34 protein-coding genes are annotated in these 25,843 nt (G+C 62.4%); 15 read left to right on the top strand and 19 right to left on the bottom strand.

The window, feature by feature from the left end:
• Positions 1-70 precede the first annotated feature (70 nt).
• From AC0L2V_RS22215 to AC0L2V_RS22170, 10 genes are all read right to left on the bottom strand, one after another.
• The gene (locus AC0L2V_RS22215) at positions 71-655 is read right to left on the bottom strand and encodes a tetratricopeptide repeat protein (RefSeq protein ID WP_473521187.1); all 585 of its coding nucleotides are present in this window, start codon (positions 653-655) and stop codon (positions 71-73) included.
• Positions 656-874: 219 nt separating this feature from the next.
• A complete protein-coding gene (ykgO, locus tag AC0L2V_RS22210) occupies positions 875-1,000 on the bottom strand; it encodes a type B 50S ribosomal protein L36 (protein WP_006327841.1) in 126 nt (41 codons plus the stop codon).
• Between the two features lie 280 nt (positions 1,001-1,280).
• A complete protein-coding gene (locus AC0L2V_RS22205; RefSeq protein WP_473521186.1) occupies positions 1,281-2,357 on the bottom strand; it encodes a 5-(carboxyamino)imidazole ribonucleotide synthase in 1,077 nt (358 codons plus the stop codon).
• Entirely contained in the window at positions 2,354-2,851 is a 498-nt protein-coding gene (purE, locus tag AC0L2V_RS22200; RefSeq protein ID WP_091593328.1) for a 5-(carboxyamino)imidazole ribonucleotide mutase, read from the bottom strand. The genes AC0L2V_RS22205 and purE overlap by 4 nt, the downstream gene beginning before the upstream one ends.
• Before the next feature lie 104 nt (positions 2,852-2,955).
• Positions 2,956-4,161 (bottom strand): aminotransferase class V-fold PLP-dependent enzyme, encoded by a 1,206-nt coding sequence (locus tag AC0L2V_RS22195; RefSeq protein WP_473521185.1) that lies wholly within the window; start codon positions 4,159-4,161, stop codon positions 2,956-2,958.
• A gap of 24 nt (positions 4,162-4,185) precedes the next feature.
• On the bottom strand, positions 4,186-4,647 hold the full coding sequence (locus AC0L2V_RS22190) for a RidA family protein (protein ID WP_128245992.1): 462 nt from the start codon (positions 4,645-4,647) through the stop codon (positions 4,186-4,188).
• 33 nt (positions 4,648-4,680) lie between these two features.
• A complete protein-coding gene (locus AC0L2V_RS22185) occupies positions 4,681-5,475 on the bottom strand; it encodes an amino acid ABC transporter ATP-binding protein (RefSeq protein WP_473512228.1) in 795 nt (264 codons plus the stop codon).
• 4 nt (positions 5,476-5,479) lie between these two features.
• On the bottom strand, positions 5,480-6,130 hold the full coding sequence (locus AC0L2V_RS22180; RefSeq protein ID WP_077380470.1) for an amino acid ABC transporter permease: 651 nt from the start codon (positions 6,128-6,130) through the stop codon (positions 5,480-5,482).
• A gap of 1 nt (position 6,131) precedes the next feature.
• Positions 6,132-6,797, bottom strand: a complete 666-nt coding sequence (locus AC0L2V_RS22175) for an amino acid ABC transporter permease (protein ID WP_023797032.1) — start codon at positions 6,795-6,797, stop codon at positions 6,132-6,134.
• Positions 6,798-6,868: 71 nt separating this feature from the next.
• Positions 6,869-7,744: a transporter substrate-binding domain-containing protein gene (locus tag AC0L2V_RS22170; RefSeq protein WP_091593538.1), complete on the bottom strand. Its 876-nt coding sequence runs from the start codon at positions 7,742-7,744 to the stop codon at positions 6,869-6,871.
• Between the two features lie 123 nt (positions 7,745-7,867).
• Here AC0L2V_RS22170 and AC0L2V_RS22165 point away from each other — a divergent pair, with 123 nt between their 5' ends.
• On the top strand, positions 7,868-8,671 hold the full coding sequence (locus tag AC0L2V_RS22165) for an IclR family transcriptional regulator (RefSeq protein ID WP_473512227.1): 804 nt from the start codon (positions 7,868-7,870) through the stop codon (positions 8,669-8,671).
• Between the two features lie 33 nt (positions 8,672-8,704).
• On the opposite strand, the gene AC0L2V_RS22160 is transcribed toward AC0L2V_RS22165, so the two are convergent.
• Positions 8,705-8,908 carry a YdcH family protein gene (locus AC0L2V_RS22160; protein WP_023797035.1) on the bottom strand — a complete coding sequence of 68 codons (204 nt, stop codon included), beginning with the start codon at positions 8,906-8,908 and terminating at the stop codon, positions 8,705-8,707.
• A gap of 240 nt (positions 8,909-9,148) precedes the next feature.
• On the opposite strand from AC0L2V_RS22160, the gene AC0L2V_RS22155 reads away from it, so the two are divergent.
• The 5 genes from AC0L2V_RS22155 to AC0L2V_RS22135 all read left to right on the top strand — a co-directional run bounded on the left by AC0L2V_RS22155 (position 9,149) and on the right by AC0L2V_RS22135 (position 13,833).
• Positions 9,149-9,334, top strand: a complete 186-nt coding sequence (locus tag AC0L2V_RS22155; RefSeq protein ID WP_023797036.1) for a YdcH family protein — start codon at positions 9,149-9,151, stop codon at positions 9,332-9,334.
• Between the two features lie 374 nt (positions 9,335-9,708).
• Complete coding sequence (gene ispG / locus AC0L2V_RS22150) at positions 9,709-10,962, top strand: flavodoxin-dependent (E)-4-hydroxy-3-methylbut-2-enyl-diphosphate synthase (RefSeq protein ID WP_473512226.1); 1,254 nt, start codon at positions 9,709-9,711, stop codon at positions 10,960-10,962.
• Positions 10,963-10,966: 4 nt separating this feature from the next.
• Positions 10,967-11,821 carry a lytic transglycosylase domain-containing protein gene (locus tag AC0L2V_RS22145; RefSeq protein ID WP_473512224.1) on the top strand — a complete coding sequence of 285 codons (855 nt, stop codon included), beginning with the start codon at positions 10,967-10,969 and terminating at the stop codon, positions 11,819-11,821.
• Between the two features lie 90 nt (positions 11,822-11,911).
• Positions 11,912-12,649 carry a class I SAM-dependent methyltransferase gene (locus tag AC0L2V_RS22140; protein ID WP_473512222.1) on the top strand — a complete coding sequence of 246 codons (738 nt, stop codon included), beginning with the start codon at positions 11,912-11,914 and terminating at the stop codon, positions 12,647-12,649.
• A 293-nt stretch (positions 12,650-12,942) separates the two neighbouring features.
• Positions 12,943-13,833 carry a LysR family transcriptional regulator gene (locus AC0L2V_RS22135; RefSeq protein ID WP_036262160.1) on the top strand — a complete coding sequence of 297 codons (891 nt, stop codon included), beginning with the start codon at positions 12,943-12,945 and terminating at the stop codon, positions 13,831-13,833.
• Positions 13,834-13,858: 25 nt separating this feature from the next.
• Here AC0L2V_RS22135 and AC0L2V_RS22130 read toward each other — a convergent pair whose 3' ends face one another.
• Positions 13,859-14,776, bottom strand: a complete 918-nt coding sequence (locus AC0L2V_RS22130; protein ID WP_128170591.1) for a polyprenyl synthetase family protein — start codon at positions 14,774-14,776, stop codon at positions 13,859-13,861.
• A gap of 79 nt (positions 14,777-14,855) precedes the next feature.
• On the opposite strand from AC0L2V_RS22130, the gene AC0L2V_RS22125 reads away from it, so the two are divergent.
• From AC0L2V_RS22125 to AC0L2V_RS22115, 3 genes are all read left to right on the top strand, one after another.
• Positions 14,856-15,626: a biosynthetic peptidoglycan transglycosylase gene (locus AC0L2V_RS22125; protein WP_031254079.1), complete on the top strand. Its 771-nt coding sequence runs from the start codon at positions 14,856-14,858 to the stop codon at positions 15,624-15,626.
• A gap of 137 nt (positions 15,627-15,763) precedes the next feature.
• Complete coding sequence (gene rpmF / locus AC0L2V_RS22120; RefSeq protein ID WP_006203806.1) at positions 15,764-15,946, top strand: 50S ribosomal protein L32; 183 nt, start codon at positions 15,764-15,766, stop codon at positions 15,944-15,946.
• Between the two features lie 243 nt (positions 15,947-16,189).
• Positions 16,190-16,591, top strand: a complete 402-nt coding sequence (locus AC0L2V_RS22115) for a hypothetical protein (protein ID WP_473494675.1) — start codon at positions 16,190-16,192, stop codon at positions 16,589-16,591.
• 120 nt (positions 16,592-16,711) lie between these two features.
• Here AC0L2V_RS22115 and AC0L2V_RS22110 read toward each other — a convergent pair whose 3' ends face one another.
• Entirely contained in the window at positions 16,712-16,945 is a 234-nt protein-coding gene (locus tag AC0L2V_RS22110) for a hypothetical protein (protein WP_023797044.1), read from the bottom strand.
• A 79-nt stretch (positions 16,946-17,024) separates the two neighbouring features.
• Positions 17,025-17,552 carry a winged helix-turn-helix transcriptional regulator gene (locus AC0L2V_RS22105; RefSeq protein ID WP_236368879.1) on the bottom strand — a complete coding sequence of 176 codons (528 nt, stop codon included), beginning with the start codon at positions 17,550-17,552 and terminating at the stop codon, positions 17,025-17,027.
• Positions 17,553-17,652: 100 nt separating this feature from the next.
• On the opposite strand from AC0L2V_RS22105, the gene AC0L2V_RS22100 reads away from it, so the two are divergent.
• On the top strand, positions 17,653-18,519 hold the full coding sequence (locus AC0L2V_RS22100; protein ID WP_473521184.1) for an alpha/beta fold hydrolase: 867 nt from the start codon (positions 17,653-17,655) through the stop codon (positions 18,517-18,519).
• Positions 18,520-18,616: 97 nt separating this feature from the next.
• A complete protein-coding gene (locus tag AC0L2V_RS22095) occupies positions 18,617-19,225 on the top strand; it encodes a glutathione S-transferase family protein (protein ID WP_027152974.1) in 609 nt (202 codons plus the stop codon).
• A gap of 106 nt (positions 19,226-19,331) precedes the next feature.
• On the opposite strand, the gene AC0L2V_RS22090 is transcribed toward AC0L2V_RS22095, so the two are convergent.
• The 3 genes from AC0L2V_RS22090 to AC0L2V_RS22080 form a co-directional block, all read right to left on the bottom strand.
• Positions 19,332-19,619: an ArsR/SmtB family transcription factor gene (locus AC0L2V_RS22090; RefSeq protein ID WP_077380481.1), complete on the bottom strand. Its 288-nt coding sequence runs from the start codon at positions 19,617-19,619 to the stop codon at positions 19,332-19,334.
• A 31-nt stretch (positions 19,620-19,650) separates the two neighbouring features.
• Positions 19,651-20,898 carry an MFS transporter gene (locus AC0L2V_RS22085; RefSeq protein ID WP_473521215.1) on the bottom strand — a complete coding sequence of 416 codons (1,248 nt, stop codon included), beginning with the start codon at positions 20,896-20,898 and terminating at the stop codon, positions 19,651-19,653.
• A gap of 87 nt (positions 20,899-20,985) precedes the next feature.
• A complete protein-coding gene (locus AC0L2V_RS22080; RefSeq protein ID WP_473512218.1) occupies positions 20,986-21,180 on the bottom strand; it encodes a DUF1192 domain-containing protein in 195 nt (64 codons plus the stop codon).
• 187 nt (positions 21,181-21,367) lie between these two features.
• On the opposite strand from AC0L2V_RS22080, the gene AC0L2V_RS22075 reads away from it, so the two are divergent.
• From AC0L2V_RS22075 to AC0L2V_RS22065, 3 genes are all read left to right on the top strand, one after another.
• Positions 21,368-22,381: an NAD(P)H-quinone oxidoreductase gene (locus AC0L2V_RS22075; RefSeq protein WP_473512217.1), complete on the top strand. Its 1,014-nt coding sequence runs from the start codon at positions 21,368-21,370 to the stop codon at positions 22,379-22,381.
• Between the two features lie 132 nt (positions 22,382-22,513).
• On the top strand, positions 22,514-22,654 hold the full coding sequence (locus AC0L2V_RS22070; protein WP_023797054.1) for a DUF1127 domain-containing protein: 141 nt from the start codon (positions 22,514-22,516) through the stop codon (positions 22,652-22,654).
• 267 nt (positions 22,655-22,921) lie between these two features.
• Positions 22,922-24,019: a helix-turn-helix transcriptional regulator gene (locus tag AC0L2V_RS22065; RefSeq protein ID WP_473512216.1), complete on the top strand. Its 1,098-nt coding sequence runs from the start codon at positions 22,922-22,924 to the stop codon at positions 24,017-24,019.
• A gap of 145 nt (positions 24,020-24,164) precedes the next feature.
• Here AC0L2V_RS22065 and AC0L2V_RS22060 read toward each other — a convergent pair whose 3' ends face one another.
• Together AC0L2V_RS22060 and AC0L2V_RS22055 are read right to left on the bottom strand one after the other, a co-directional pair.
• The gene (locus tag AC0L2V_RS22060) at positions 24,165-24,329 is read right to left on the bottom strand and encodes a hypothetical protein (protein WP_473512215.1); all 165 of its coding nucleotides are present in this window, start codon (positions 24,327-24,329) and stop codon (positions 24,165-24,167) included.
• Positions 24,330-24,361: 32 nt separating this feature from the next.
• Positions 24,362-24,775: a LysE family transporter gene (locus tag AC0L2V_RS22055; RefSeq protein WP_473512214.1), complete on the bottom strand. Its 414-nt coding sequence runs from the start codon at positions 24,773-24,775 to the stop codon at positions 24,362-24,364.
• Between the two features lie 346 nt (positions 24,776-25,121).
• Between AC0L2V_RS22055 and AC0L2V_RS22050 the strand changes: the two genes are divergently transcribed.
• A complete protein-coding gene (locus AC0L2V_RS22050) occupies positions 25,122-25,820 on the top strand; it encodes a DUF1013 domain-containing protein (RefSeq protein WP_023797057.1) in 699 nt (232 codons plus the stop codon).
• The last annotated feature ends 23 nt before the right edge of the window (positions 25,821-25,843 follow it).

Raw genomic sequence — 25,843 nt, 5'->3', positions numbered from 1 at the left:
CGGACCGGAGCGAAATTAGTTCACAGTCTAGCTAAAAAGACTTTCACTCAAGTGGATTTGTCCGCCAACCTCATATCCCTTCGCCGGCAAGTTCTTCGGAAAGCGTGCCGACCTGATCCTGGGCACTGCGCATCATCGGATAGATGCTGAGCACGCGCTGCCAGGCTTCCAGCGCCGACTGCTTGTGGCCGGTTACCGTCATGATCTGCGCCAGGCCGGACAGCGCGCCAAAATGGCGCGGCTCGAGCTGCAGCGTGCGGTCGATGTCCGCCATCGATTTCCCAAAGTTATTCATCATGAAATGTACGGTGGCGCGCCGGTTCCAGCCTTCGGCATAGGCCGGTTGCAACGTCACCACCTGGTCGAGGAAGTCGAGCGCCACGTCGAACTTCTTGTCTTCGGCCGCTTTTTGCGACCATTGCATCATCAGGTCGATCGAGGCGCTGCCGGATTGCGACCACTCGTGCGAGATGCGCGCCGCGATGCGCTCGGCGGCTTTTTCATTGCGCTCGCGCTTCAGGTCGACAAACAGCTGGTCGAGCCTTTCCTCCCTGGTCGTGGCAACCGGAGGGGTGACCGGGTCTTCCGCCTGAGCCGGAAGCGGGGCGACACCGAAAAGAAAAAGCGCCGCGAAGAATGCAAAATGAATCCGCATGACCGGAATCTAACCCCGGACAGCGGATCGTCAAACTGAATTTAGCGTGAAAGGGCCGGCAGGCCGGTATTAGAGCGCCACGCGTCCTTTTGGACGCGTAAAGGACGCTCCAGCATTTGGAACTCCTCGCATCGTGTTTTCCGAAAATCGATTCCGATTTTTGGATCGATGCGGTACATCATGCAGGCGCGGAGGCAGGCCGCCCCAACTCGAAAAAGCTCAGCCCTGGCGCGCCTTGTAGCGCGGAGCGGTCTTGTTGATGATGTACACGCGGCCCTTGCGGCGAACCAGCTGGTTGTCGCGGTGACGCGCCTTGAGCGCCTTGAGCGAATTCTTGATCTTCATGGTCTTGCCCGTCGGTCTGGGCCCGCTTGGGCCGAATTATTAAGGCGCGCTCGGAAAGCGCGCCTCTCAACTTGTGCGTGGCTCATAAACGAGGAGCCTTGCCCGTGTCAACCAAGCATGTGGCGGAGTTTGAGTTTCTGCGCTATCGACGGCATCAATGCATGTCGCATAAAAGTGCGCAGCGGTTTGCGATAACGACATGCATAAAACAACAACCTAAAGCGCGTCGCGTGAGGCCGGTCAAATGCGACGCGCATTAGAGCGGCGCCGTCGAATAGCCTCAACGGTAGCGGCTCATTCGCGTAAAATGGCCCATCTTGCGGCCGGGGCGTGCCTCGGCCTTGCCATAGAGATGCAGCATCAGATCGGGCTCGGCGAGCAGGGCCGGGACACGCAGGATATCGTCGCCGACCAGGTTTTCCATGACGCAGTCAAAATGGCGGCCGGGATTTCCCAGCGGCAGGCCGGCGACGGCGCGAATGTGCTGCTCGAACTGCGAGACGATGCAGGCGGCTTCCGTCCAGTGGCCGGAATTGTGAACGCGCGGCGCGATCTCATTGGCCAGCAGCGCGCCGTCGGCAAGGACAAAGAACTCGATGCCGATGACGCCGACATAGTCGAGCGCGGCAAGTATTTCTGCTGCCGCCGCCTGCGCTGCAGCGGCGGTTTCGGACCCTATCCTGGCCGGCAGGGTCGAGCTGTGCAGGATGCCGCTGCGGTGGACGTTTTCTGCCGGATCGTAGGCGGCGAGCGAACCGTCCATGCCGCGCGCCGCGATCACCGAAATCTCGCGTTCGAAGGCGACGAAGGATTCGAGGATCAGCGGCACGTTGCCCATCGCCTCGCAGGTGCCGGCAAAGCCCCCCGTTTCCATATTGCGGAAGACGCGCTGGCCCTTGCCGTCATAGCCCATGCGTCGCGTCTTCAATATGCCGCTGCCGTTGAACTTTTTCAGCGCCGCCGTCAATTCGTCGTCATTGTCGACGGGGCAGAAATCCGCGGTGGGAATGCCGATGCCGTTGAGGAATTTCTTCTCCGCCACCCGGTCCTGCGCTACTTCCAGCGCGCGCGGCGGCGGGTAGACCGGGACCGTTACGGCAAGCGCGCTGGCCGCCATGACCGGAACGTTCTCGAACTCGTAGGTGACGACGTCGCTGACTGCAGCCAGTTCGGCGAGCGCGGCCGTGTCGTCATAAGCGGCAGTGACCTGCCGGTTGGCGACCTGTGCCGCCGGACAATCCGGCTGCGGCTCCAGCACGACCGTGCGGTAGCCGAGGCGGGCCGCGGCCATCGCCAGCATGCGGGCGAGCTGGCCGCCGCCGATGATGCCGATGGTCGATCCGGCGGCCAGGCTCATGGCGTGTCCGTGGGCTCGGCGGCGACCTTGGCGGTCTGGGCGGCGCGCCAGGCATCGAGCCGGGCGGCGAGCTTTTCGTCGGTCAGCGCCAGCACGGCCGCAGCCAGAAGGGCGGCATTGGTGGCGCCCGCCTTGCCGATGGCCAGCGTGCCGACCGGAATGCCGGCCGGCATCTGCACGATGGAGAGCAGCGAATCCTGCCCGGAAAGCGCCTTCGATTCCACCGGCACGCCAAAAACCGGGAGCGGCGTCATCGCCGCCGTCATGCCGGGCAGGTGTGCCGCACCGCCGGCGCCGGCGATGATCACCCGAAAGCCGGCCGCCTTGGCACCCTTGGCGAAGTCATAGAGCCGGTCGGGGGTGCGATGGGCCGACACGATCAGCCGCTTGTGCGGGATGCCCAGTGCCTCCAGCGTTTCGGCGGCGTGGCGCATCGTCGCCCAGTCGGACTGGCTGCCCATGATGATGGCGACGTCGGCGCGTTGATCGTCCAAGCTTCTGCTCCCGGCGGCAAAGGCGCGCCTTAGCGGAATTCGGGTTCGACGGCAAGGATGTGCTGCCTCTGCGCAAGCGTTCTGGCGTGAGGCGCCATCATTACCTAATCCGGCCAGCGCAAGGCGCCGGCGCTATCCTTGCGGGCCGACTTCATCGCATCCGCCGGACGCTCGGCCACGCTCAACACGGCCCGCAGGCGTTCGGCGACGATTTCCGCCTCGCCGGGATGGAGATTGCACGGGTCGAGGAAGAAATGCCCGCGCTCGACCTCATGGTTGCGCACGATAATGGGAGGCGAAACGGCCGCCAGCGCCGAGGCAAGGCCGGCGGCGGTGAATCCGCTTTCGGGCGCAACAAACACCTGCAGGCGGTCGAGCGGATTGCCGGTCGGATCGGGAATGACATGCGCGGCGATGCCCGGCAGGCCCTGCAATGCGCCCTTCCACAGATCGAGCGCCGCTTCTTCCCGCTTGCGGATGCCGGCGTGATCGCGCCGCTCCCAGGCCTCCAGTGCGGCCATGGTGCCGGCGATGCTTTCCTTGCCGACCTTCATCGCCCGCGCAACGCCACGGTTCTGCAGATAGGCGGCGCGCACCAGATCCTTGCGCCCGGTGACGATGCCGCTTGTCGGTCCCGAGAGGAATTTGTGTCCGCTATAGACGACGATGTCGGCGCCGCGCGCGAGAAAGCCGCGCAAATCGTATTCGGAGGCGGCGTCGACGATCACCGGGACGCCTTTGGCGTGGCAAATCTCGCAGAACTCCTCGAGCGAGAGCATGCCGTATTGCACCGTGTGATGGGCAACGACATAGAGGCCTGCTGCGGTGCGGTCGCGGATCGCCTCGCGCACATGATAATCCTGCGTCACGCTGACCGTACCGGCCGGTACGGGCCTTGCCCCGGCGAGCCGGATCGACTGGTCGATCGGCGCGCCGTAATTGACGATGTGGCCGAGTTGGACGATGACCTCGGACTTGAGGCCCTCGGTGTCGTCCGGCAGCCGCTCGATCGCCAGAAGGTTGGTGCCGGTCATCGTGCCGGCAATGGCCATGGTGATGCCGCTGGCGCAGCACGCCGTGATGAAGCCGGCCTCGCCGCCGGTGAGGCGCGCGACAACCGTGCTTGCGGCGCGCTGCAGATCGTCCATCTCCACCCATTGCGAGGCGATTTCCGACATAGCGGCGATCGCTTCCGGGACGATGATCGAGGCGCCGAGCGCCGTCATCGTGCCAGAGACATTGATGATCGGGCGAAGGCCGAGCCGTTCGCGGATTGTCGTGTTGGAGCCGTTTGCGGAATAGGTTTTCATCTCTGGAGGTCCCATTGGCAGACTTCAGGCGGCGATCTCGACGACCGCCTCGATTTCCACGGTGATGTTGCCCGGCAGGGAGCCGACACCGATCGCCGAACGGGCGTGCCCGCCGATACTATCAAAGACAGCGGCGAAAAGATCGGAACAGCCATTCACCACCTGCGGATGGTCGCTGAAGGTCGGGATCGCGTTGACGAAGCCAAGCAGCTTGACGACGCGCACGATACGGCCGAGGTCGCCTGCCGCAGCGTGCATGACGGCGAGCAGGTTCAGGCCGGTGAGACGGGCATGCTTATAGGCCTCTTCAACCGTGACGTCCTCGCCGACCTTGCCGGTGCAAAGCGTGCCGTCGGCGCGCAACGGGCCTTGGCCGGAGAGGAAGATCAGCCGTCCGCTTTCGGCATGGGTGACGAAGTTGGCGATCGGCGTCGGCGGCTCGGGCAGTGTCAGGCCCAATTCTGCGAGCCGGATGTAAGGCGTCATGAAAAGGCTCCTTGCGACAGCTTTCGCCGTCCTTCAGAAATGCGAGGCACGAAACCGCGCCAGGAAACTGCGGAGACGCTCATTGTCGATGTCCGCGCCCAGAATCTCGGCGGGCGGGCCTGCGGCGCTGACGCCGCCATCTGCCATGAAGATGATGCGGCTCGAGGCATCGCGGGCAAAGGCCATCTCGTGCGTGACCATCACCATCGTCATGCCGTCCTCGGCCAGGCTGCGCACGACCTCGAGCACCTCGCCGACGAGTTCCGGGTCGAGCGCGGAGGTTATCTCGTCAAGAAGCAGGATTTTTGGCTCCATCGCCACCGCGCGGGCGATGCCGACACGCTGCTGCTGGCCGCCGGAAAGTTCGGCCGGCAGGCTGTCGGCCTTGTGGGCAAGGCCGACCCGGCCGAGCCAGTGCTCGGCAATGGCGCGGGCCTCGGTACTGCTCTTGCCGCGCACCTTGCGCAGGCCAAGCATGATGTTGCCGGCCGCCGTCAGATGCGGAAACAGATTGAAACTCTGGAACACCATCCCGGTTTCGGCCCGCATCTTCGCCAGGTCATGCTCGCTGCGGCGCTGGCGTGTTCCCGTGTCGCGGAAGCCGACCTCCTTGCCGTCGATGCGGATGAAGCCGCTGTCGTAGCTCTCCAGGAAGTTGACGCAGCGCAGCAGCGTGGTCTTGCCGCTGCCGGAAGGCCCGATGACAGTCACCACCTCGCCGCGCGTCACCTGCAGGCTGACGGAGCGCAGGACCGCGACGGATCCAAAGGACTTGGAAACCTCGGAGACATCGAGAAGCGCCGGATTGGCGGGCGTGGCGATGGGCATCTTGCTATTCCCGGATGAAGGAGAAACGCCGCTCCAACCGTCGGCTGGCCAGGGAGAGCGCGTAATTGACGGCGAAGTAGATGACCGCGCCGAGGATGTAGAGCGGCATCGCTTCGTAGGTGCGGCCGATGACCTGGTTGATGGCATGCATCAGGTCGGTGATGCCGAGCAGCGAGACCAGCGCGCTGCCCTTCACCGCATCGGTGACGCCATTGATCCATGGCGGCAGGAAACGCCTGAACGCCTGCGGGAAGATGACGTAGGCCAGTCGCTGGCGAAAGGTCAGCCCGATCGCCATCGCCGCTTCGGACTGCCCCTTCGGTATGGAACCGACCGCACCGCGCAGATACTCGATGACCTGCGCCGTCTTGAACAGGGTGAGCGCCAGCACGGCTGCCCAGAAGGATTCCAGATGGAGGCCGACGGCAGGCAGGCCGTAATAGACGAAGAAGATGAGCACCAGGATCGGAATGCCGCGAATGGTATCGCTGAAAATGCGCACCGCCCAGCGCAGCGGAGCCGGGCCATAGACAAGGCCGACGCCCATCATCACGCCTGCGACGAGCGACAACACCACGACCAGCAGCGACACCCATAGCGTCACGGCAAAACCCTGGGCCAGGAAGGGCAAGGCATAGGCGATCTGGCCAAGCATCCTAGTGCGCCGCCCTGAACCGGCGCTCGACAAGCCGAAGTGCAAAAAGAAGCGCGTAGCCGGTCAAGAGATACATCGCCGTCACCACAAGGTAGACCTCGACGATGCGGAAGGTGTTGAAGTTGATCCACTGGGCGCCGTAGGTGAGCTCGGGCACCGAAATGACCGACGCAACGGACGTGTCCTTGAACAGCGACAGGAACGTGTTGGAAAGCGCGGGCAGCGTTATGCGCAGCATCGTCGGCAGGCGCACATGAACCAGCCTTTGCCATGGCGTCAGGCCGATCGCCTTGCCGGCGTCGAGCTGTCCGCGCGGAACCGCTTCGAGCCCCGAGCGGAACACCTCGACCAGATAAGCGCCGCTATAGAGCGACAGCGTGGCGATGAACGAGGTCTGCGCGCTGTAGGCGATGTCGACCACCGTCGGCAGGCCGTAGAAGACGAGATAGACGAGCAGGATCAGCGGCACGTTGCGGATGAACTCGACATAGGCGGCGATGACGGTCCGCACCGCACGCCCGGCCGACACGTACCAGACCGCCAGAAGCAGTCCGATGAGGATGCCGATCGCGATGGAGATCACGGCCAGCTCGAGGCTGAGCAGCAGCCCGCCCCAAAGCTTGTCGAAATGCCGCCAGATCAGGTTGAAGTTCAGGGTATAGCCCATGTGTCCCTGTCATTATCGAGGGCTGTCGACGATAAGCCGCGGAAGGGCGCGAGCCCTTCCGCCTGCTTGCATCAGATGACCGGGAAGCCGGGATGGCGCGCCGGCGGCTCCTGTCCAAAATAGTCCTTGAATGCAGCGTCGTAGAGCGCCGTCTCATGGCCGAACATGGCGGTGGTGAAGGTCGTGTTGACGAAGGTCAGCCAGTCGAGGTCGCCTTGCCGAAGTGCGGCGCCGTAAAGCATCGAAAACCAGCTCTTGCCGGCATCGAAGTATTTGTCCGGATTACGCGAGGCGAGCCAGCGAACCGTCGACAGATCGACGGCGGCGGCGTCGACGCGTTTCGATTCCAGTGCCTGCAGCACGTTGGCCTGCGTGTCTATCTGCATCACCTGCGACTCCGGCAGGACGATGTGCACATTTGCCTCGGCATCGACATTCTGCAGGATGGAAACCCGCGTCGCCGAACCGCCGGCAAGCAGCTTGTCGAAGGTCTTGTTTTCGGCGTTCGGAAGGGTCAGCAAGGCGATGCCTTCGACGTAATAGGGCCGGGAGAAGTGGATCAGCTGCGAGCGCTGGGCGGTCATGGTCATGAACTGGATCGAAATGTCGACCTTGTTGGTGGTCACGTTCGGAATGCGCTGGGCCGGATCCTGCATGACGAACTCGACCTTGGTCGTATCGTCGAAAAGTCCCTTGGCAAGAATGCGCCCCATGGTGATGTCCATGCCGACCAGTTCGCCGGCATCGTTTTCAAAGTGCCAGGGCGCGTTGGTGCTGCCGGTGCCGACGATCACCTTGCCGCGATCGAGAACGGTGCGCAGCAGGCTGTCCGGTGCCGCCTGCGCCGCCGCCTTCTGAACATCGACTGTTGTCGCTGCGCCCACCACTCCGGCCGTTGCAAGCCCGGCCAGTTTCAGAAAATCACGTCTTTTGGATGTGTCGTTCACGGCGACCTCCTTTTCGTGTTGTGTTCCCCTTTGCCGATACATGCATCGGTAATCTGCTGGATTGTCTCTTACAAAAGACACATGTATCCTGTACGAGACAGATACTAACACCAGGAATCAGCAATGCAAGATGGCAATGGCTTGGCAGTTCGGCCGGACGCTGGTCCGGACGAAGACAGGATTGCGGGCTCCCGCGAGAAGGGTCTCAACCGCGTGCTCCATATCCTGGAGTTTCTCCATGCGAACCAGCGAGCGATCGGGATTGGCGATCTCGCCAAGGGAGTGAATGCGCCGCGCTCGACGATCTACACGCTTGTGCGCTCGCTCGTGGATGCGGGCCTGCTGGAAATGGCCGGCGACGGCAATCGCGTCTATTTCGGGAAGAAGCTTTATCTCTACGGAATGGACTATGTGCGCGGCAACGACCTGCTCAGGAGAGGGCGTCAGGAAGTCGACAATCTTTCGCGCGAGACAGGCGAGACCTCCGAATTGTGCATGCTGCAAAACGGCCGCTACACGATTGTCCATTCAAGCCCAGGCACCAGGCCGTTCCGGATCAGTTCGGCCACGGGTCTGCAGATACCGCTTCCCTGGACCGCTTCCGGGCGGTTGCTTCTCGCCGGTTTCGAACGGGCGGTGATCGAAGACATGGTGTCCGAAGACGATCTCGTCCTGCCGGATGGCCGCAGATTGCTGCTGGACGACTTCATAGAAGATATCGCTACGGCCGGGGCTACCGGTTACTGTGTGACCTCCGGTCTTGTCGACGCCTATACAAAGTGCCTTGCCGCGCCGGTTTTTTCAGCTGCCGGCAAGGTCGAGGCGACGATATGCCTGGTGGTTCCCATCGACACTTCCGAGGAAAAGACCGGCGATCTCATCGCCCTGCTACGCGAACGCGCCGCGAGGCTTTCGATCACGGGATGAGCAGGATTTGTCGCGACCGCAAGTGGGATTCGCTCACGCGATGATGTCGGGGATGATCCGGTCTTCCAGCGCCATCAGCCGGTCTTTCAGGAAGAGCTTTTTCTTCTTCATGCGCTGGATCTGCAGAGGGTCGCAGCCCATGGCGATCATCGCGTTGATCGCCGCGTCGAAATCGGCGTGTTCTTGCTTCAGCCGAGAATATTCGAGGCGGATATCGGCCTGTTCCTGTTCGGACATTATTTACCGTCTGCACGTCTGCGGCGCCCAAAAATGGGCCTGATTGGGCGAGGCCGGAGGTATCTTGCACCGGCGCGCAGCCAATACCACATTTCGTATTGTCGTGGAATGCTACCACGCAGCATTCGACATCGGTGCCCGATAGTGGCACACTGTCATTATGCCGTCACAGAAGCGAAATTGCGGTGGGACGCGCCGTGACGGCTGCAATCGAGGAAACCATGAAAGGGAGAACCAATCATGTCTCTTGCATCCCATCTTGATGAGCTGCAGCGGAAACACGGCGACATCGAACGCGAAATCGATGATGCGATGAACCATCCATCGGTCGACGACCTCGAAATCGTGAATCTCAAGCGGCGCAAGCTGGCGCTCAAGGACGAGATTGAGAAATTGAAGGCGAAACCGAAACCCACCACGCACTGACGCTCATCTACGGCGCTGCGCGTCCTTTGGATGCGCAAAGGGCGCGTCGTGCTTCTGATTTTGGCGCATGATCCTTTCCGAAAATCCTTTCGGCTTCGGGGCCATGCGGGGACAGTGCGCGTTTTGCCCGACCATCTTCTCCGGTGGCAACCAATGCCGCCGGAGCGTTTTTCTGTTTGTCCGGCGGTTCGATTTGACAGGTTTGCCTGCCTGTCGCCATTGACAAGCCATCTTTGCTCCTCCACCTCATGCCGGGACCTTCTATAGCGCCGCGCCTCCTTTCGGACGCGCAATGGACGCTGTATTTTGATTTTTGCGCGGATTGTTTCCGGAAACCAATTCCGGAATTCGGCGCTAACAAAGGGCAGCCGGCCATGACCGGACATTTTTCTTCACCCTTCCCGCGCCGCACGTCTGTCGGTGTCGACGTCGGCGGCGTGATGGTCGGCGGCGGCGCCCCTGTCGTCGTTCAGTCGATGACCAACACCGACACCGCGGATGTCGACCAGACCGTCGCTCAAGTTGCGGCGCTGCATCGCGCCGGCTCCGAGATCGTGCGCATCACCGTCGACCGCGACGAGAGTGCCGCCGCCGTGCCCGCCATCCGCGAGCGGCTCGAACGGCTCGGCATCAATGTGCCGCTGGTCGGCGATTTCCACTATATCGGCCACAAGCTGCTCGCCGACCACCCGGCTTGCGCCGAGGCGCTGGCCAAATACCGCATCAATCCCGGCAATGTCGGATTCAAGGACAAGAAGGACCGGCAGTTCGCAGCGATCGTCGAGATGGCGATCCGGCACGACAAGCCGGTGCGCATCGGCGTCAATTGGGGGTCGCTCGACCAGGAGCTTTTGACCAGGCTGATGGACGACAACCAGCGCCAGGGCTTTCCGCTGACCGCGCAGGAGGTAACGCGCGAGGCGATCGTGCAGTCGGCGATCCTGTCGGCCGACATGGCCGAGGAGATCGGCCTTGGCCGCGAGAAGATCATCCTGTCGGCCAAGGTCAGCGGCGTGCAGGATCTGATCGCGGTCTACACCGAGCTTGCCACCCGCTCCAACCACGCGCTGCATCTCGGCCTCACCGAGGCCGGCATGGGTTCGAAAGGCATCGTCGCTTCGTCCGCGGCGATGGGCATTCTTCTCCAGCAAGGCATCGGCGACACGATCCGCATCTCGCTGACGCCGGAGCCGAACGGCGACCGCACCCGCGAGGTGCAAGTGTCGCAGGAACTCCTGCAGACCATGGGGTTCCGGCAGTTCGTACCGATCGTCGCCGCCTGCCCCGGCTGCGGCCGCACCACCTCTACGGTGTTCCAGGAACTCGCGCAGAACATCCAGGCGGATCTGCGCAAGAACATGCCGGTGTGGCGTGAAAAATACCCCGGCGTCGAAAACCTCAAAGTCGCGGTGATGGGCTGCATCGTCAACGGTCCGGGTGAATCCAAACATGCCGATATCGGCATTTCGCTGCCCGGCACCGGCGAGACGCCGACGGCGCCGGTGTTCGTCGACGGCAGGAAGGCGGCGACGCTGCGCGGGCCTTCGATCGCCGCCGACTTCGAGAAAATGGTCGCCGACTATATCGAGCAGCGGTTTGGGCAACCTGGCAAGGCTGCGGCGGAGTAGGTCGATGCGGCGCTTCCCCTGGGTGACGCCGATTTTACTTGGTGGGCTGGGCTGGGCGACAGCCGTCCACGCCGATCCGCCGCGCCCTGCCAAGCAGCGGCTGCTCGACCGGGTTTGCAACCTGATCGAGGCGCATGCCGATCAAAACGGCCTGCCCAAGGATTTCTTTGCCCGGCTGATCTGGAAGGAAAGCCGCTTCGATCCCAATGCGGTCAGTCCGGTCGGTGCCGAAGGCATAGCCCAGTTCATGCCGGGCACCGCCAAGATACGCGGCCTCGCCAATTCCTTCGATATCGAGCAGGCCATCCCGGCCTCGGCAAAATATCTCGCCGAGATGAAAACCGGCTTCGGCAATCTGGGCCTGGCCGCCGCCGCCTACAATGCCGGCGAAAGCCGGGTGTCGCGCTGGCTGAGTTCCGGCGGTTTCCTGCCGATGGAGACCGAAAACTACGTTTTGGACATCATGGGCGAGCCGGCCGACAGGTTCACCGACACCGCCTATACCGGCAGCATCCAGCCGCTCGACAAGAAAGCGAGCTTCGCGGTCGCCTGCCGCAGGCTGCCGGTCATCAAGTCCCAAACCGTGGCCATGGCGTCGATCAACGTCAAGCCGTGGGGCGTGCAGGTGGCCGGCAATTTCCGCCGCGCCGCGGCGCTCAATCAATGGACTGGCGTGAAGCGCCGGTTTCCGGCCTTGCTCAAGGGCCATGATCCGGTGGTCAGCCGGGTGCGCTCGCCGATCGGCAGGCGCGGCATCTATGCTGTCCGGATCGGCGCCGACTCCAAAGCCAAGGCCGACAACATCTGCCGGAAACTGCAAAGCGTCGGCGGTGCATGCATTGTGGTGCGGAATCGGTGATGGGTGCCGACTGATTTTCCCGACAAACCACCGAAGCTGCGCTTTTATTCCACGAATTCTGCTGGTCCACCGCTTCAGCTATAGGCTTACATGACCGACCGTCTCTACAGCGATCCAGATCTCGTCCAGTTCTACGATATCGAGAACGAACGCGGTGTGGATTTCGATTATTGCGTCGGCTTCGCCAAAGATGCCGGCTCGGTTCTCGATCTCGGCTGCGGCACAGGGCAACTGGCTGCCGCGCTCGCCGATCGGCGCAGCGTGACCGGCGTCGATCCAGCGCCGGCGATGCTCGATATCGCGCGCCGCAGAGCCGGCGGGCAGAGGGTCGACTGGGTCGAGGCCGATGCGCGCAATGTCCGGCTCGGACGACGGTTCGATCTGGTGCTGTTGACCGGGCATGCCTTCCAGGTGTTCCTCACGCCAGAAGATCGACAGGCGGTGCTTGCCACGATCGCCGCTCATCTGGCGCCCGATGGACGCTTCATCTTCGACACGCGAAATCCAGTCGCGCAGGAATGGCTCGAGTGGACGCCGGATCGGTCGCAACGGGAGCTCAGTCATCCCGAATTGGGCACGGTAAGAGCGTGGAACGATTTCCGCCACGATTCCGCTACCGGTGTCGTCACTTACTCGACCCATTACGAAATACCCGGCAGCGGACGCGTGCTCAGCGCCGAATCGAAAATCGCCTTCCCGACAAAGGAAAGCCTTGCGCAGATGCTGGATCGGGCCGGGCTGGTCGTCGAAGAATGGCTCGGCAACTGGCGTGGCGAGCCATACGCTCCAACATCGCCAGAAATCATTCCGATCGGCCGGCTGCGCTAGCCCGGACGTTGCTTCGCCTTGAGCGTTTTCCCGTTCCTTGACGTGACCGATTGAGCGTACGGATAAGCCAAAGACACCACCGCCCAATTGCGGCGCTGCGCTGACGACGTGCCCACCGATGCACGTCGTGAGCATCTCGCAGGTTTATGTGTTCTGAACTCATGGCACCTCCTCGCCAGCATTTTGCATGCTGAAGAGGAAAACATATTATGGTTCGCATCTGCTGATAATCGGTGATAGTTTCCGTTCATCTGTGACGAATTGGAATAGATATCATCGACCGGCAAGAGACGATGGGTGTGTACCTGGCAGTTGTCGAGGAAGGCGACTTCTCGGCAGCGGCACGCCGGCTGCGGATGACACCTTCGGCCGTCAGCAAAATCATCGGTCGGCTTGAGTCCCGCCTTGGCGTGCGCTTGCTGCAGCGCTCGACGCGGCGCATCAGCTTGACGGCGGAAGGCAGCACCTATGCCGAAAGCGCTCGCCGCATCCTGAACGACATCAAAGAGGCTGAAATCGCGGTTCAACCCGGAGCAGAACCGCGCGGCCGGCTGCGCGTCAGTCTTCCGAGCGCCTTCGGCCATCGCTTGATCGTGCCGATGTTGCCGGCCTTCATCGATCGCTACCCGGCCGTCGAGCTCGAGCTGATGTTCACAGATGCGATTGTCGACCTGTTGGCTGAGGAAACCGACGTCGCCGTGCGCGTTGCCGCACACAGCGATTCGAGGCTGGTGGTGCGGCGGCTGGCGCCGAATCGCCGTGTCATTTGCGCATCACCTCGATATCTCGAAAGACATGGCATGCCGACAACGCCAGACGACCTTCAAGGTCATGTCTGTCTTGGCGTCACAGCACGCGGTGGTCTCAATATCTGGGAGTTCGATGGCCCGGACGGTCTGCAAAGCATGCGTATCCGCAGCCCGATAGAGGCCAACAGCACCGAAGCGCTACGCCGGCTTGCGCTCGCCGGTATAGGCATAATCCGCATGTCGGAGATATTGGTCGGGCCGGATATCAAGGCAGGCAGACTGACCGCGCTGCTCACCGGATACAATCATCCTGACGGAGCGCCAATCTGCGCGGTCTATCCGCCTGGCCGAATTCTGTCGCCGCGCGTGCGCGTGTTCGTGGATTTCCTGGCCGAACAGTTCGCCAACCCTCCTTGGCTACACGGCGCGCCATAGGACGGGAGTACAGCTTGGAACAGCGTCAGCTGTTGCGGGCCGCCACGAATTCCGCTGCCTGCTTCAGAAGCACGGCGTCTTCGCCATAGGGACAAAGCAAGGCGTGGGCCTGGTCGACGAGGCCTTGAAGCTGGTCTCGCGCCCAGTTGGCGCCGTGCAGCGCCACCAGCGTCGCCTTGCCGGCGGCTGCGTCCTTGCCGGTCGCCTTGCCCATCTGGCGCGCATCCGCCGTCAGATCGAGCAGGTCGTCGGCAAGTTGAAAGGCAAGCCCGATCGCCGAGCCGAATTCCGCCAGTCTTTCACGGTCGGCCGCCGGCGCGCCGGCAACGATTGCGCCCGCCTCGCAGGCGAAGCGGATCAACGCGCCGGTCTTCATCGCCTGAAGCCGGATGATGCCGGCTTCCTCCGGCCGGTTACGCTCGGCTTCGAGATCGAGCATCTGGCCGCCGACCATGCCGCCGGCTCCGGCGGCGCGGGCCAGCGCTAGCACCAGCGCCGCCCGCCGTTCGGCCGGCAGCATTGTCGCTTCGTCGGCAATGATGTCGAAGGCGAGCGCCAGCAAGGCGTCGCCGGCGAGGATGGCGGTCGCCTCGTCGAAGGCCTTGTGAACGGTCGGCTGGCCTCGGCGCAGATCGTCGTCGTCCATGGCCGGCAGATCGTCATGGATCAGCGAATAGCAATGCACGCATTCGAGCGCCGCCGCCACGCGCAGCGCCGCCTCGCCGTCGGCGGAAAACAGCGCGGCGCTTTCCATGACCAGGAAAGGGCGCAGGCGCTTGCCGCCATTCAGCACGCCGTGGCGCATCGCCTCCATCAGACGCTGCGGCCGCGCGATCTCGCCTGAAAGCGGGCGGTCGTCGAGCAGCCGCCTGAGCAGCGCCTCGATCGGCCCTGTGCGTGCGAGAAGCGCTGCCTCGAACGGTATTTGATCGTCTTTCGCCATGCCGGGGACGGGTAGCCGACACTCAGACGTTGCGCAAGAAGCCAAGCGCCATTATGCCGGGGGCAGGGAGCAGCATGGATTGAGCGGCTTGGCGGAACCGATCGTCGATCACGAAACCGAAGGGCTGGACATGGTGAGGCCGAAACGCGGCAATCGCATCGGTCTCAAACGCTGGCCTCGGCACTGGGTCCGGCGCGGTATCACCATCGCCGTGGTGCTGGCGCTGATGCCGCTGGTGTTGACCTTTCTGTACCTGCCGCCGTTCGTGCATCCGGTATCGACACTGATGCTGAAGGATCTGGCGACGTTTTCCGGCTATGACCGGCGCTGGGTCTCGATCGACGATGTGGCGCCGGCGTTGGCGCATTCGGTCATCATGTCGGAGGACGGGCAGTTCTGTTTCCATCGCGGCATCGACCTTGGCGAGTTGAGGGGCGTCGTCGACGACGCGCTGGCCGGCGAGATGACGCGCGGCGCCTCGACCATCACCATGCAGAGCGTCAAGAACCTCTATCTGTGGTCGCGGCCGCTGGGCTCGGTGCGGAAAGTCGTCGAGCTGCCGCTGGCTGTCTATGTCGACATGGTGATGTCGAAACGGCGCATCATGGAGATCTATCTCAATATCGCCGAATGGGGGCCGGGCATCTATGGCATCGAGGCCGCCGCCCAGCATCATTTCGGGGTTTCGGCAAAACGATTGTCGCGTCGCCAGGCGGCGCTGCTTGCCGTCACCCTGCCGAACCCGATCGCCCGCAACCCGGCGAAGCCCGGGCCGGGGCTGAGACGGCTGGCCTCGCTGATCGAGCGGCGCGCCGGTCGGTCCGGCGCCTATGTCGGCTGTCTGCGATAGCTTAAAAAAATTCGCGACGGCGCTGGCCAAAACGGCGCAGGGCGTGTATAGGCACCCGACTTTCTCAGATTCCGGCCCTGACGCGGCCCTTTCACGAGGGCAGCCGGGGCATTTTGACCATGTAGTGGAGCATATCCATGGCCGTACCGAAACGAAAAACCTCCCCGTCGAAGCGCGGCATGCGCCGCTCGGCCGATGCGCTGAAGGCCCCGACCTATGTCGAGGACAAGAATTCTGGCGAGATGCGCCGCCCGCACCATATCGACCTGAAGACCGGCATGTATCGCGGTCGCCAGGTTCTGGAGCCGAAGGAAAGCTGAGAACGCTTTCGACGGTTTGGGACTATCGAAGGACCGGCCATCGCGCCGGTCTTTCTGCGTTTTGCGCAGATGATCGCCCCTCGAATTGTTGTCAAATATGCCAGCAGCCATGCCTATGGCAGCCGTACCGGCTGGTACTGTTATTTCGCACGGTCTTTGTCCGTGTACACGGTCGCATGCGAAAATTCTTGACGGCGAACGCCGAGCGCATACTAGAGAAGGCTGTCCAACCGGAGCCTTCTGATGTTCGGTGCCATCCCGCTGCTGATCGTACCCTTCGTCCTCTATAATCTTGGGCTTCTGGGAATATTCGGCGGCGGCGACGATCCCTGGGCAATCCAAATTTTCTCGATCCGCATGATGTCGGGCGGAGTGTTCTCGATGACGCTCGGCGATCTGATCGTGCTGATCGGGCTGCTTCTCTTCTTCGTCGAAATCTTGAAATCGACGCGCACGACGAGCGCCTCGATCATGGACCACCTGTTGTCGACCTTCGTCTTCGTGGCGTTCCTGGTCGAGTTCCTGCTGGTGAAGGGCGCGGCGCACTCGGTTTTCTTCATTTTGATGGTCATCGCACTGGTCGATGTCCTGGCCGGCTTCTCAGTATCGATGCGAGCAGCCAGCCGCGACATAACCATGAGCTGATGCATGTCGCGCAAAGCATGCCTCGGGCTTGAACGAGGGTGCGCAGCGGTTTTGCTGTAACGACATGCATAAAGGCGGTGAAGCAGCCGCCTCGTGCCGACGGCAGGACACGCCGGACCGCTATTTTTTCTTGGCGCGTGTCGGCTTCTTCACCGGAGCAGCCGGCGCATTGGCGAGGTCTTCCGCTTCCTTGGCAAGGCGGAGCGCCCTCAGCTTGTTGGTCTTTATCTGGCGGGCATCGCTCTCGGCGACATATTCCGCCATCGCCTTCTGACGAACCGTGGCTGCCTCTTCCTGCTTCTTGAAACGCAAATCGGCCCGCGCGCGGGCAGTATCCTTAGAGTTCTCAACCAAGGGCTTTTCCAATCCCGTAAATTATAGTTTTCAATGGCTTTAATAGCAGAGCCGCCCTGCGATGGGGGAAATAAGTTGGTCAGGCGCCGGCATCGCACCCGGCGCCCGGCGCCTTTCGGGCGACAACCGCCTCGTATCCGGCCTGCAACGTCGCACGCACGGTGGCATCCGGCGGCGTGTCGGAAGGCGTGCCCAGATGTTCGTGGCGCAGTTCGTCCATGAACTTTTCCCACATCGGCGGGCCGCCCTTTTCCAGAAGCTCGGCGCGGATCGAGAGCTCCTCGCTGACCGGCAGCCAGACGCGACCCCAGGCGCCGAGATGCGCCAGGATCGGCACCAGCGTTATCGCCATTTCGGTCAGGCTGTAGATCGCCTTCTGCTTGTGGGTGGGATCGTCAGCCCTGGTCAGCATGCCGAGTTCCATCAGTCGCTTCAGCCGATCGGCGAGGATGTTGGAAGCGATGCGTTCCAATGACCCGTTGAGCAGGTCGCGAAAGTGGCGTTTGCCGCCGAAAATCATGTCGCGGAGGATGATCAGGCTCCACCGGTCGCCGAACACTTCAAGCGACAGGTTGATCGGGCACCCAGAACGATGATCGATGCTCATGCGAATCTCCGACAGAAACTGGTTGCATTATCATATCAGTTTTATTATCGTGCAACTGATTGCGAAATGCAATCGGTTTTGCAGAGAGGAGACGGCGACTATGACCAAGGCAGCGGAACCCGAAATCGTGTCGCAGACGTTTGGCGATCCCGCGCATCCGCCGATGCTGCTGATTATGGGCGCGATGGCATCGATGCTCTGGTGGCCTGAGGCGTTCTGCCGGAAACTGGCCGGCAACGGCCTGTTCGTGATCCGCTATGACAATCGCGATACCGGCCGTTCGACCAAATATGCGCCGGGCGAACCGCCTTACACTTTCGACGACATGGTGGACGACGCCATTCGCGTCCTCGACAGTCATGGTATCGCGAAAGCGCATGTCGTCGGCATTTCGATGGGCGGCATGATCGCACAGCTCGTGGCGCTGAAATATCCGTCGCGGATCATCTCGCTAACGGCGATCAGCACTTCGCCAATCGGGATCGACACGTCGCATCTGCCAGGGACGAGCGAAGCCTATATGAAGCATTCGGCCGAAGGCGCCAAGGTCGACTGGTCGGACCGAACCCAGGTGGTCGACTACATCGTCAAGGACGCGCACGCGATCGCCGGCACCGCGCATCCATTCGACGGGAAGCGGACGAGGGCCTTCGTCGAACAGGACTACGACCGGTCCGGCGGTTTTCTAAGCGCGACCAATCATTTCATGCTTGAGAGCGGTGAAGATCGGGGCGGCGAGGATCGGGGCAGCGAGGATTGCAAGGGTCGCCTGCGCGACTTGAAGGTTCCGCTCCTCGTCATCCACGGCACCGCGGATCCGATCTTTCCGGTCGAGCATGGCGCCGCTCTGGCCGAAGCAGTTGCCGGCGCCAGGCTTGTCCGCATTGAAGGCGGCGGCCACGAACTCCATCCCGACGATTGGGCCGCGATCGTTGATGCCATCGTCGCCCATAGCCAAGCCAGGTAAGCGCGGAGCCGGACCTTGACACACCATACAACCTGCGGGTGGAATGCGCGCGAGCGCCCCAGCCTGAGCCAAAGACCAGCAGAATCGGGAGGATATAATGAAACTCTACTGCGGCATCGGTCCGAATTCCTACCGCGTCCGCATCTTCATGGCTGAGAAAGGCATCGACGTTCCGCGGGTTGATGTCGATCTGACAAAAGGCGAGCACAAAACCCCGCAATTCCTTGAGCTCAACTCACTCGGCCAGATTCCCGTGCTCGTGCTCGATGACGGGACGGTGATCACCGAAAGCATCGCCATCTGCCGCTATCTGGAGGCGCTTCATCCAACGCCGGCACTGTTCGGCTCGGACGCGGTCAGCCAAGGCAAGGTCGAGATGTGGAACCGCCGCGCCGAGATCGAGATCTTCGGAACGATCGGCAGCATTGCGCTGCATTCCGATCCCATGTTTGCGGAGCGGCTTGTGCAGTTCCCGGCTTTCGCCGAAACCCAGCGCGAAGCCGTTCCGGCAAAGTGGGCGTGGCTTGACCGCGAGATCGCCGATGGCCGCCCGTTCATCGCGGGCGACCAGTACTCCGTCGCCGACATCACCGCCGCCGTCGCAGCGTGGCTTGGCGCCTTCTTCGGAGCCGACATCCCGGACTCGCTCGTCAATGTCCATCATTGGCTCGACCGCGTTCAGAAACGTCCAAGCTGGAACGCTTAGGCCGGTGTCTGACATTGTTTCAATGAGATGTGCGGCTCAGCGCCAGCACCTGGATCCAGAGGAGCTTCGCCATGCCTGTCTACTGGCAAAGATGCGACGGCGCAGCTCAGCTTCCGGGCGAGCCAAGCTGCTCGGCTTCCCAGAACTGGTCGAGCCAGATGTTGAGCTTCAGGAAGCCGGCACTGCTGACCGTATAGACGCGCCTTGTCCCTTCCGGCTTGGCGTTGACCAGCCCGGCGTCGAGCAGCACTTTCAGATGCTGCGAAACCGCCGGGCGCGAGACCGGCAACCCGGCGGCCAGTTCGTTGACGGTCTTCGGGCCGCGCCGAAGCTCTTCCAAGAGATGGCGCCGGTTGGGATCGGCAATCGCCATGAAGGCGTCGGAAAACATCATGCCTTATTTGTGAGGCAAAGTTTTCCAAATCTCAACCGTTGGTTTCAGGCTTTCTGCGCGGATCGAGCCGCAAGGCTTCCGGCGTGATCGAGCGCTCAGCCGGTTGCGTCTTGAAGGCGTCGCGGTCTTCGATTGGCACCGGTGCGCGCCGGCTGATGCGCAGCAGCGTATAGCCTGCCAGGCAAAGATGCGCGAGGGCCGTTGCAAGGAACAGGCTTTCCGGACGCATCCAGCCCATCAGGCCGGCGGCCAGCAGCGGCCCGATCATCGTGCCGAAACCATAGAGCAGCAGCAGGCCGCCGGACACTTTGACAAAATCCTCCGCCCGGGCGTGGTCGTTGGCATGGGCCACGGCGATCGAATAAAGCGTGTAGGCAAAGGCCCCGTAGGCGGCGGTGCAGACGATGACGAAGACGCCGGAGCGCGGCTCGAACAGGAACAGCGCGATGGCGAACAGCGCCGCGCCGAAGGCCAGGCCCGCCAGCACAAAGCGGCGGTCAGTCTTGTCGGAGAGACGCCCGGCCGGAAGTTGCATGGCGGCGCCGGCGACGACCACCAGGCTCATCATCAGCGCGATCTCCGCCGTGGAAATGCCGATGCGGGCGCCATAGACGGCGCCAAGCGTGCCCCAGGCGCCGTTGGCGACGCCGATCAGAACGCAGGCGATCGCCGACACCGGCGAATTGACATAGAGCCCCTTGACGTCGAGCGAGACGTCCTGCAGCGGCTTGGGATGCGAAGCCGTCGACACTGCGGTCGGAATGAGCGACAGGCAGAACAGGATACCGGTGATCATGAACAGCGAGGCCGACTTCACATCACCGCCGGCAACGATCATCTGGCCGCCCATGATCGAGGCATAGGTGACCATCATGTAAAGCCCGAAGACGGCGCCGCGGTTCTCGTTGGTGGACTTCTCGTTCAGCCAGCTTTCGATGACCATGAAGGCGCCGGCCATGGTAAAACCGGTGAAGGCGCGCAGCAGGATCCAGACATATTCGTCGATGATCAGCCCGGTGAGCAGTGCGACGATGGCGCCGGATGCCGCAAAGGCGCCAAACGCGCGTACGTGACCGGCGCGGCGCACCAGGCGCGGCGCAAAGAAGCAGCCGGTGACGAAGCCGCCGGCCCAGGCGGTGCCCATCAGGCCGAGCGACGCGGTCGAGAAACCTTCCAACTGGCCGCGCAGCGGCAACAGCAGCCCGTGCAGCCCGGTCGCCGCCAGTAGGAAAGCGGTGCCGCGAAGCAGCGAGAGGATCGGTCGGTAGCTTGCAAACATCATTTAGCTGATCCGGCTGGAATCTAGGGAGGATCTGAAGACAGCCGCATTCGAGCTTTTCGGCGGCGGGCGATTCGGCTCTGGAAACTATTCGCGGCGAAACAGCGCCTCGGCCGCTGATTTGGTGGTGCCCTTGGTCTTGAGCTCGGCTTCGAGGCGGGCGATCTCGTCGCGCAAGATGCCGATCCGCTCGGACAGTTCATCGACGGAAAGCAGCGACAGATCCTGCCCGATCTCATGCGAGCGCGCTTTCTTTTTGGGTTCGTCGTCGAAGATCGCCATCGTCGCTCCTCGCTCATGCGCAAAAATTAAATTGCTGCCTTGCGCGTCCAATCGAACGCCCGGCGCTGCAGTGGCCATTTGCCTGATTTGGCAATGAGCATACATAGGGCAGGGGCATGGATGCAAACAGTCGGCAATAAAACCGGCAAGTCGGCAAGAAACTGGCGAAGCGAGACGGGAAAAATTCATGGCGAGCGGACAGGACAAGATTCCGGCGAAGATGACGGCCATCGCGATCTCGGAACCCGGCGGACCGCGGGTTCTGAAACCGGAAACGCGCGACGTGCCCGTGCCCGGACCTGGCGAAATCCTGATCCGGGTGCGCGCCGCCGGTATCAACCGGCCGGATGTGCAACAACGCAAGGGCGTCTACCCGCCGCCGCCTGGTGCGTCGGACCTGCCGGGCCTCGAAGCATCAGGCGAAGTTGCCGCTCTTGGCGACGAGATATCGCGCTGGCGCGTCGGCGACCGGGTCTGCGCGCTGACGCCCGGCGGCGGCTATGCCGAATACGTCAAGGTGCATGCCGGCAGCGTGCTGCCGCTGCCCGCCGGCTTTACCCACACCGAAGCGGCGGCGGTACCGGAAAACTACTTCACCGTCTGGCATAATGTCTTCGAACGCGGCGCCCTGAAGAGCGGCGAGACGCTGCTCGTGCATGGCGGCTCGTCCGGGATCGGCACCACGGCGATCCAGCTCGCCTCGGCCTTCGGCGCCCATGTCATTACCACTGCCGGCAGCCAGGAGAAGTGTGATGCCTGTCTGAAGCTCGGCGCCGACCGGGCGATCAACTACCGCGAGGAGGACTTCGTCGCGGCGGTCAAGGACGCGACCGGCGGCAAGGGCGCCAACGTCATCCTCGACATGGTCGCCGGCGACTATGTGGCGCGAAACTACGAGGCCGCGGCGGTGGAAGGTCGCATCATCCAGATCGCCACGCAGAGCGGGGCGGTGGCAAGCGCCGACTTCTCGAAGATGATGGCCAAGCGGCTTACCCACACCGGCTCGATGCTGCGGCCGCGCACCGTCGAATTCAAGGCGGCGATCGCCGCAACGCTGGAGGCGCAGGTGTGGCCGCTGCTCGGCACCCGCAAGGTAGCACCGGTCATGGACATGATCTTTCCGCTCAGGGAAGCGTGGCGGGCGCATGAGCGGATGGAGGACGGCGACCACATCGGCAAGATCGTGCTCGATGTCGGCTGACGGTCGGCGAGCAAGCTGAACAAAACCTTAATTGCGCAATGCAACAAACGCATTGCCGCCATGCAAAAGCGTCTGTTCAACTTTTCATCAGCGGTGCCTATTTGAGCGGCATCGAAACGATGGAGGACTACCATGAACCCGATCCGTGCTTTCCGTAACTGGCGCATGTACAATGAAACCGTGCGCGAACTGAACCGCCTGAACGCCCGCGAGCTCAACGACCTCGGCATCAACCGTGGTGACATCGAGAGGATCGCCCGCAAGACGCTTTGATCCGCCAAGCAAGAGCCGAGGCAGGCGGATTTCCCGCCGCCGGTTCCGAGCCCGCTGGACCAGTCCGGCGGGTTTTGTCGTTTTGAAGTCCGAGGCAACAGCAGCGGCTGCTATGATGGCCACTATCCAGATCCGAATACAACTCGACCGCAATCTGCGGTTGACTCCAGTTTCAGCGTGGGCATTTTGATCGCGCGGGACTAGGTCAGAGGGTGGGAGCGCTGATCCGGGCCAGTAGCGTGCTGACTCTGAAACAGGCTTGGGCCTATGTTCGACGATCTGACGGACAAGATCTACGAGGCGGCTTTCGTGCCGGAGCTTTGGGGGGAGACGCTCGAATCTGCCGGCAGTATTTCTGGTTCGGCCACTGGCGCCATCTTCCTGTTCAGCGCCGATTCTCCGGTCCGCGGCAGATTGAGTGACGTTTCTTCGGGCAACGCCGTCCGATCCTTGTTTGACGAATTTGTCGCTAGCGACGCCTGGAAATTCTCTGACGCCACCCAGCGTATGTGCAGCATGCAGCCGGCGAGCTTCGTTCAGGTCGAAGATTTCCTGACAGACGAAGAGGTCGAAAACGATCCTGTGCGGGTAAAACTGAGAGCGGCCGGTATCGGCGCGCACGTTTGTTCGGCAGTTGCGATGCCGAGCGGCGAACTCGTCACTTTCGTCTTTCAACGGTGGATGAAGGATGGCACCTACGATCGGGCGTCGGTCGATCGGCTGGACCAGCTTCGCCCGCATTTCGCGCGGGCCGGCATGGTCTCGGCGCGATTGGGGTTGGAACAGGCCAGGGCGACCGTCTCGGCACTCGAGACCATCGGGCTGCCGGCCGCGGTCATGGCTGCATCGGGACGCGTGCTGACGGCCAACAGCCTGCTGGAAGAAATGACCGAGATGTTTCTGCCAACCGCCTATGGCGGCATGGCGATCGCCAATGCCTCCGCCAATGCGCTTTTCCAGCAAGCCATTCGCGAGAACCGCAACGATTTCGCGGTCCGATCCATTCCTGTTGCCGCGAACGAAAGCCGGCCGGCTGTGGTCATCCATCTTTTGCCGCTGCGCCGCGCCGCTCATGACATTTTCACCGGCGCGGACATCCTGGTTGCTGCAACGGAAGTAAGGGCCAGTGCCGTCGTGCCTTCACCAACCCTCCTCGCGGGCTTGTTCGACCTGACGCCCTCCGAGGCACGTCTGGCCGCCGCGCTTTCGCAGGGACGACCCTTGAAAGATGCGGCATCCGACTTGAAGATCACCGTGAAGACCGGCCGGACCTATCTCGAACGGATTTTCGCCAAGACCGGGACAAGCCAGCAAAGCCAACTCGTCGCCTTGCTCAAGAGCACAGAACCGCTCAATTGCAGATGACGATCGGCCTAAAGCGCGTCGCGTTCGACCGGCCTCATGCGACGCGCTTAAGGTTGTTGTTTTTATGCATGTCGTTATCGCAAAACCGCTGCACACTTTTGCGCGACATGCATTAAATCGGTGGAAAGGCCGTCTATTTGTCGCTTCAATGGCTAAGCGCGGCAAAACCAATCGCTATCAAGGCGCCTCCCAGCACGATGTCCATGTGCTTGCGGAAACGGTTGTAGAATTTGCGCATGGCTGGCTGGGAAATAGCCAGGCCGACAAGGCCAAACCAGGCGATTGCAATGGCAAAAACCAGCGCTGCCACGGATATCTGGATTGGCCCGCGCGTATTCAAGCTCAGCGCAGAGGATGCAAAAAACAATGCGGTGGCCGGATTTGCCGCCGCCGTGACAGCCGGAAGTACCGAACGATGGGAAGCGGCTTCGGCTCGTCGGCGCCGATCGTGATCGACAGCGCCCGCCGCATCGAATTCCAGCCGATGAAGACCAGCATTGCGCCGTAAAGGCTGGCGGCTATCTGGTGCGCAATGCCCCCCGGCGGCAGCGCGGCGGCGCCCGTCGCGACGACCATCGCCAGCGAACTCGCGCCCAAGGCAATGCCGGCGGCTGCCGAAAGCGCTGTAGTACGCGAAGCGGTTAGCCCGGCCTGCGCGACGACAGCAAAATTGGCGCCCGGCAGCATTGCCAGAAGCGCATAGGAAATGGCGAACGGAAACAACCCCGCCGCGACAGCGTGCCCGGTTTCCAACATCGATCAGCCCACATCGGCGGCGGCTTGCTCTCCCAAAGAAGGTCGCCGCTACCGAAGCGAAATGTGGATGAAACATGTTCCCACTAACAGTCGGCAAATGCCGACAGAAGGACGTTTTGTTGCCCGGGCTAGCGGCCGCGGCCGCTGAGCGGCTCACCGAAGGCGCGATGCTGAAGCCGACAAGGCTGCCTTGACAGGTTCGATATCTCCCGCCATCTCGCGACCACCTTCCAAAAACGTTGCGGAACGGCAACGGAGCGGCTATATAAACCGCGATTTTCCCATTTTGGTGGCTCTAAAACCACCGCCCGCGCGGGAACGCGGGCGAACGAGAAGGATATTTGCAATGGCCAATACGCTGCTGATGCCCAAGGCGACCGCCGTCTGGCTGGTCGACAACACCGCGCTGTCCTTCGAGCAGATCGCGCAGTTCTGCGGACTGCATCCGCTCGAGGTCAAGGCGATCGCCGACGGCGAATCGGCGCAAGGCATCAAGGGCATGGACCCGATCATGACCGGCCAGCTGAGCCGCGACGAGATCGCACGCGCCGAGAAGGATCCGAACCATCGGCTGAAGCTGTCAGACCCTAAGGTGCGGGTGCCGGAATCCAAGCGCAAGGGTCCGCGCTACACGCCGCTGTCGAAGCGCCAGGACCGGCCCAACGCCATCCTCTGGCTGGTGCGCAACCATCCCGAGTTGAAGGACGCGCAGATCGCGCGCCTCGTCGGCACCACCAAGTCGACGATCGACCAGATCCGCGACAGAAAGCACTGGAACTCAGCCAACCTGCAGCCGATGGATCCGGTGACGCTGGGGCTCGCCTCGCAGATCGACCTCGACATGGAAGTCAACCGCGCCTCGCGTGGCCGCGAACAGGCACAGCCGGCCGGCGACACGCTGCTGCCGGCGGCATTGACCGAGCGCCTCGTGCCGGCGCCGGAGAAGCCAAGGGACGAGGATGCGGAACTCGACGCCAACGCCGTCTTCGCCAAGCTCTCGGCGCTGAAGTCGAAGGACGAGGACAAGGACGATGAGGAGGGCTGAGGCGCCTCTTCCTTCTCCCCTTG

The organism is Mesorhizobium sp. WSM4814 (assembly GCF_055811595.1).
Note: the sequence above shows the minus strand (reverse complement) of the source record. Positions and strands in the feature narration are given on the sequence as shown.

What these genes read in the sequence shown, in the direction of transcription:
- AC0L2V_RS22090 (WP_077380481.1), bottom strand. Translation starts at nt 19,619, where the DNA reads ATGATGTTTTCCGACGCCTTCATGGCGATTGCCGATCCCAACCGGCGC.
- AC0L2V_RS22195 (WP_473521185.1), bottom strand. Translation starts at nt 4,161, where the DNA reads ATGAAAACCTATTCCGCAAACGGCTCCAACACGACAATCCGCGAACGG.
- AC0L2V_RS22115 (WP_473494675.1), top strand. Translation starts at nt 16,190, where the DNA reads ATGTTCGGTGCCATCCCGCTGCTGATCGTACCCTTCGTCCTCTATAAT.
- AC0L2V_RS22085 (WP_473521215.1), bottom strand. Translation starts at nt 20,898, where the DNA reads ATGTTTGCAAGCTACCGACCGATCCTCTCGCTGCTTCGCGGCACCGCT.
- AC0L2V_RS22055 (WP_473512214.1), bottom strand. Translation starts at nt 24,775, where the DNA reads ATGTTGGAAACCGGGCACGCTGTCGCGGCGGGGTTGTTTCCGTTCGCC.
- AC0L2V_RS22185 (WP_473512228.1), bottom strand. Translation starts at nt 5,475, where the DNA reads ATGCCCATCGCCACGCCCGCCAATCCGGCGCTTCTCGATGTCTCCGAG.
- AC0L2V_RS22165 (WP_473512227.1), top strand. Translation starts at nt 7,868, where the DNA reads ATGCAAGATGGCAATGGCTTGGCAGTTCGGCCGGACGCTGGTCCGGAC.
- AC0L2V_RS22160 (WP_023797035.1), bottom strand. Translation starts at nt 8,908, where the DNA reads ATGTCCGAACAGGAACAGGCCGATATCCGCCTCGAATATTCTCGGCTG.
- AC0L2V_RS22175 (WP_023797032.1), bottom strand. Translation starts at nt 6,797, where the DNA reads ATGGGCTATACCCTGAACTTCAACCTGATCTGGCGGCATTTCGACAAG.
- AC0L2V_RS22145 (WP_473512224.1), top strand. Translation starts at nt 10,967, where the DNA reads ATGCGGCGCTTCCCCTGGGTGACGCCGATTTTACTTGGTGGGCTGGGC.
- AC0L2V_RS22215 (WP_473521187.1), bottom strand. Translation starts at nt 655, where the DNA reads ATGCGGATTCATTTTGCATTCTTCGCGGCGCTTTTTCTTTTCGGTGTC.
- AC0L2V_RS22095 (WP_027152974.1), top strand. Translation starts at nt 18,617, where the DNA reads ATGAAACTCTACTGCGGCATCGGTCCGAATTCCTACCGCGTCCGCATC.
- rpmF (WP_006203806.1), top strand. Translation starts at nt 15,764, where the DNA reads ATGGCCGTACCGAAACGAAAAACCTCCCCGTCGAAGCGCGGCATGCGC.
- AC0L2V_RS22140 (WP_473512222.1), top strand. Translation starts at nt 11,912, where the DNA reads ATGACCGACCGTCTCTACAGCGATCCAGATCTCGTCCAGTTCTACGAT.
- AC0L2V_RS22130 (WP_128170591.1), bottom strand. Translation starts at nt 14,776, where the DNA reads ATGGCGAAAGACGATCAAATACCGTTCGAGGCAGCGCTTCTCGCACGC.
- AC0L2V_RS22105 (WP_236368879.1), bottom strand. Translation starts at nt 17,552, where the DNA reads ATGAGCATCGATCATCGTTCTGGGTGCCCGATCAACCTGTCGCTTGAA.
- ispG (WP_473512226.1), top strand. Translation starts at nt 9,709, where the DNA reads ATGACCGGACATTTTTCTTCACCCTTCCCGCGCCGCACGTCTGTCGGT.
- AC0L2V_RS22075 (WP_473512217.1), top strand. Translation starts at nt 21,368, where the DNA reads ATGGCGAGCGGACAGGACAAGATTCCGGCGAAGATGACGGCCATCGCG.
- AC0L2V_RS22100 (WP_473521184.1), top strand. Translation starts at nt 17,653, where the DNA reads ATGACCAAGGCAGCGGAACCCGAAATCGTGTCGCAGACGTTTGGCGAT.
- AC0L2V_RS22050 (WP_023797057.1), top strand. Translation starts at nt 25,122, where the DNA reads ATGGCCAATACGCTGCTGATGCCCAAGGCGACCGCCGTCTGGCTGGTC.
- AC0L2V_RS22135 (WP_036262160.1), top strand. Translation starts at nt 12,943, where the DNA reads ATGGGTGTGTACCTGGCAGTTGTCGAGGAAGGCGACTTCTCGGCAGCG.
- AC0L2V_RS22080 (WP_473512218.1), bottom strand. Translation starts at nt 21,180, where the DNA reads ATGGCGATCTTCGACGACGAACCCAAAAAGAAAGCGCGCTCGCATGAG.
- AC0L2V_RS22070 (WP_023797054.1), top strand. Translation starts at nt 22,514, where the DNA reads ATGAACCCGATCCGTGCTTTCCGTAACTGGCGCATGTACAATGAAACC.
- AC0L2V_RS22065 (WP_473512216.1), top strand. Translation starts at nt 22,922, where the DNA reads ATGTTCGACGATCTGACGGACAAGATCTACGAGGCGGCTTTCGTGCCG.
- AC0L2V_RS22155 (WP_023797036.1), top strand. Translation starts at nt 9,149, where the DNA reads ATGTCTCTTGCATCCCATCTTGATGAGCTGCAGCGGAAACACGGCGAC.
- AC0L2V_RS22190 (WP_128245992.1), bottom strand. Translation starts at nt 4,647, where the DNA reads ATGACGCCTTACATCCGGCTCGCAGAATTGGGCCTGACACTGCCCGAG.
- AC0L2V_RS22180 (WP_077380470.1), bottom strand. Translation starts at nt 6,130, where the DNA reads ATGCTTGGCCAGATCGCCTATGCCTTGCCCTTCCTGGCCCAGGGTTTT.
- AC0L2V_RS22205 (WP_473521186.1), bottom strand. Translation starts at nt 2,357, where the DNA reads ATGAGCCTGGCCGCCGGATCGACCATCGGCATCATCGGCGGCGGCCAG.
- ykgO (WP_006327841.1), bottom strand. Translation starts at nt 1,000, where the DNA reads ATGAAGATCAAGAATTCGCTCAAGGCGCTCAAGGCGCGTCACCGCGAC.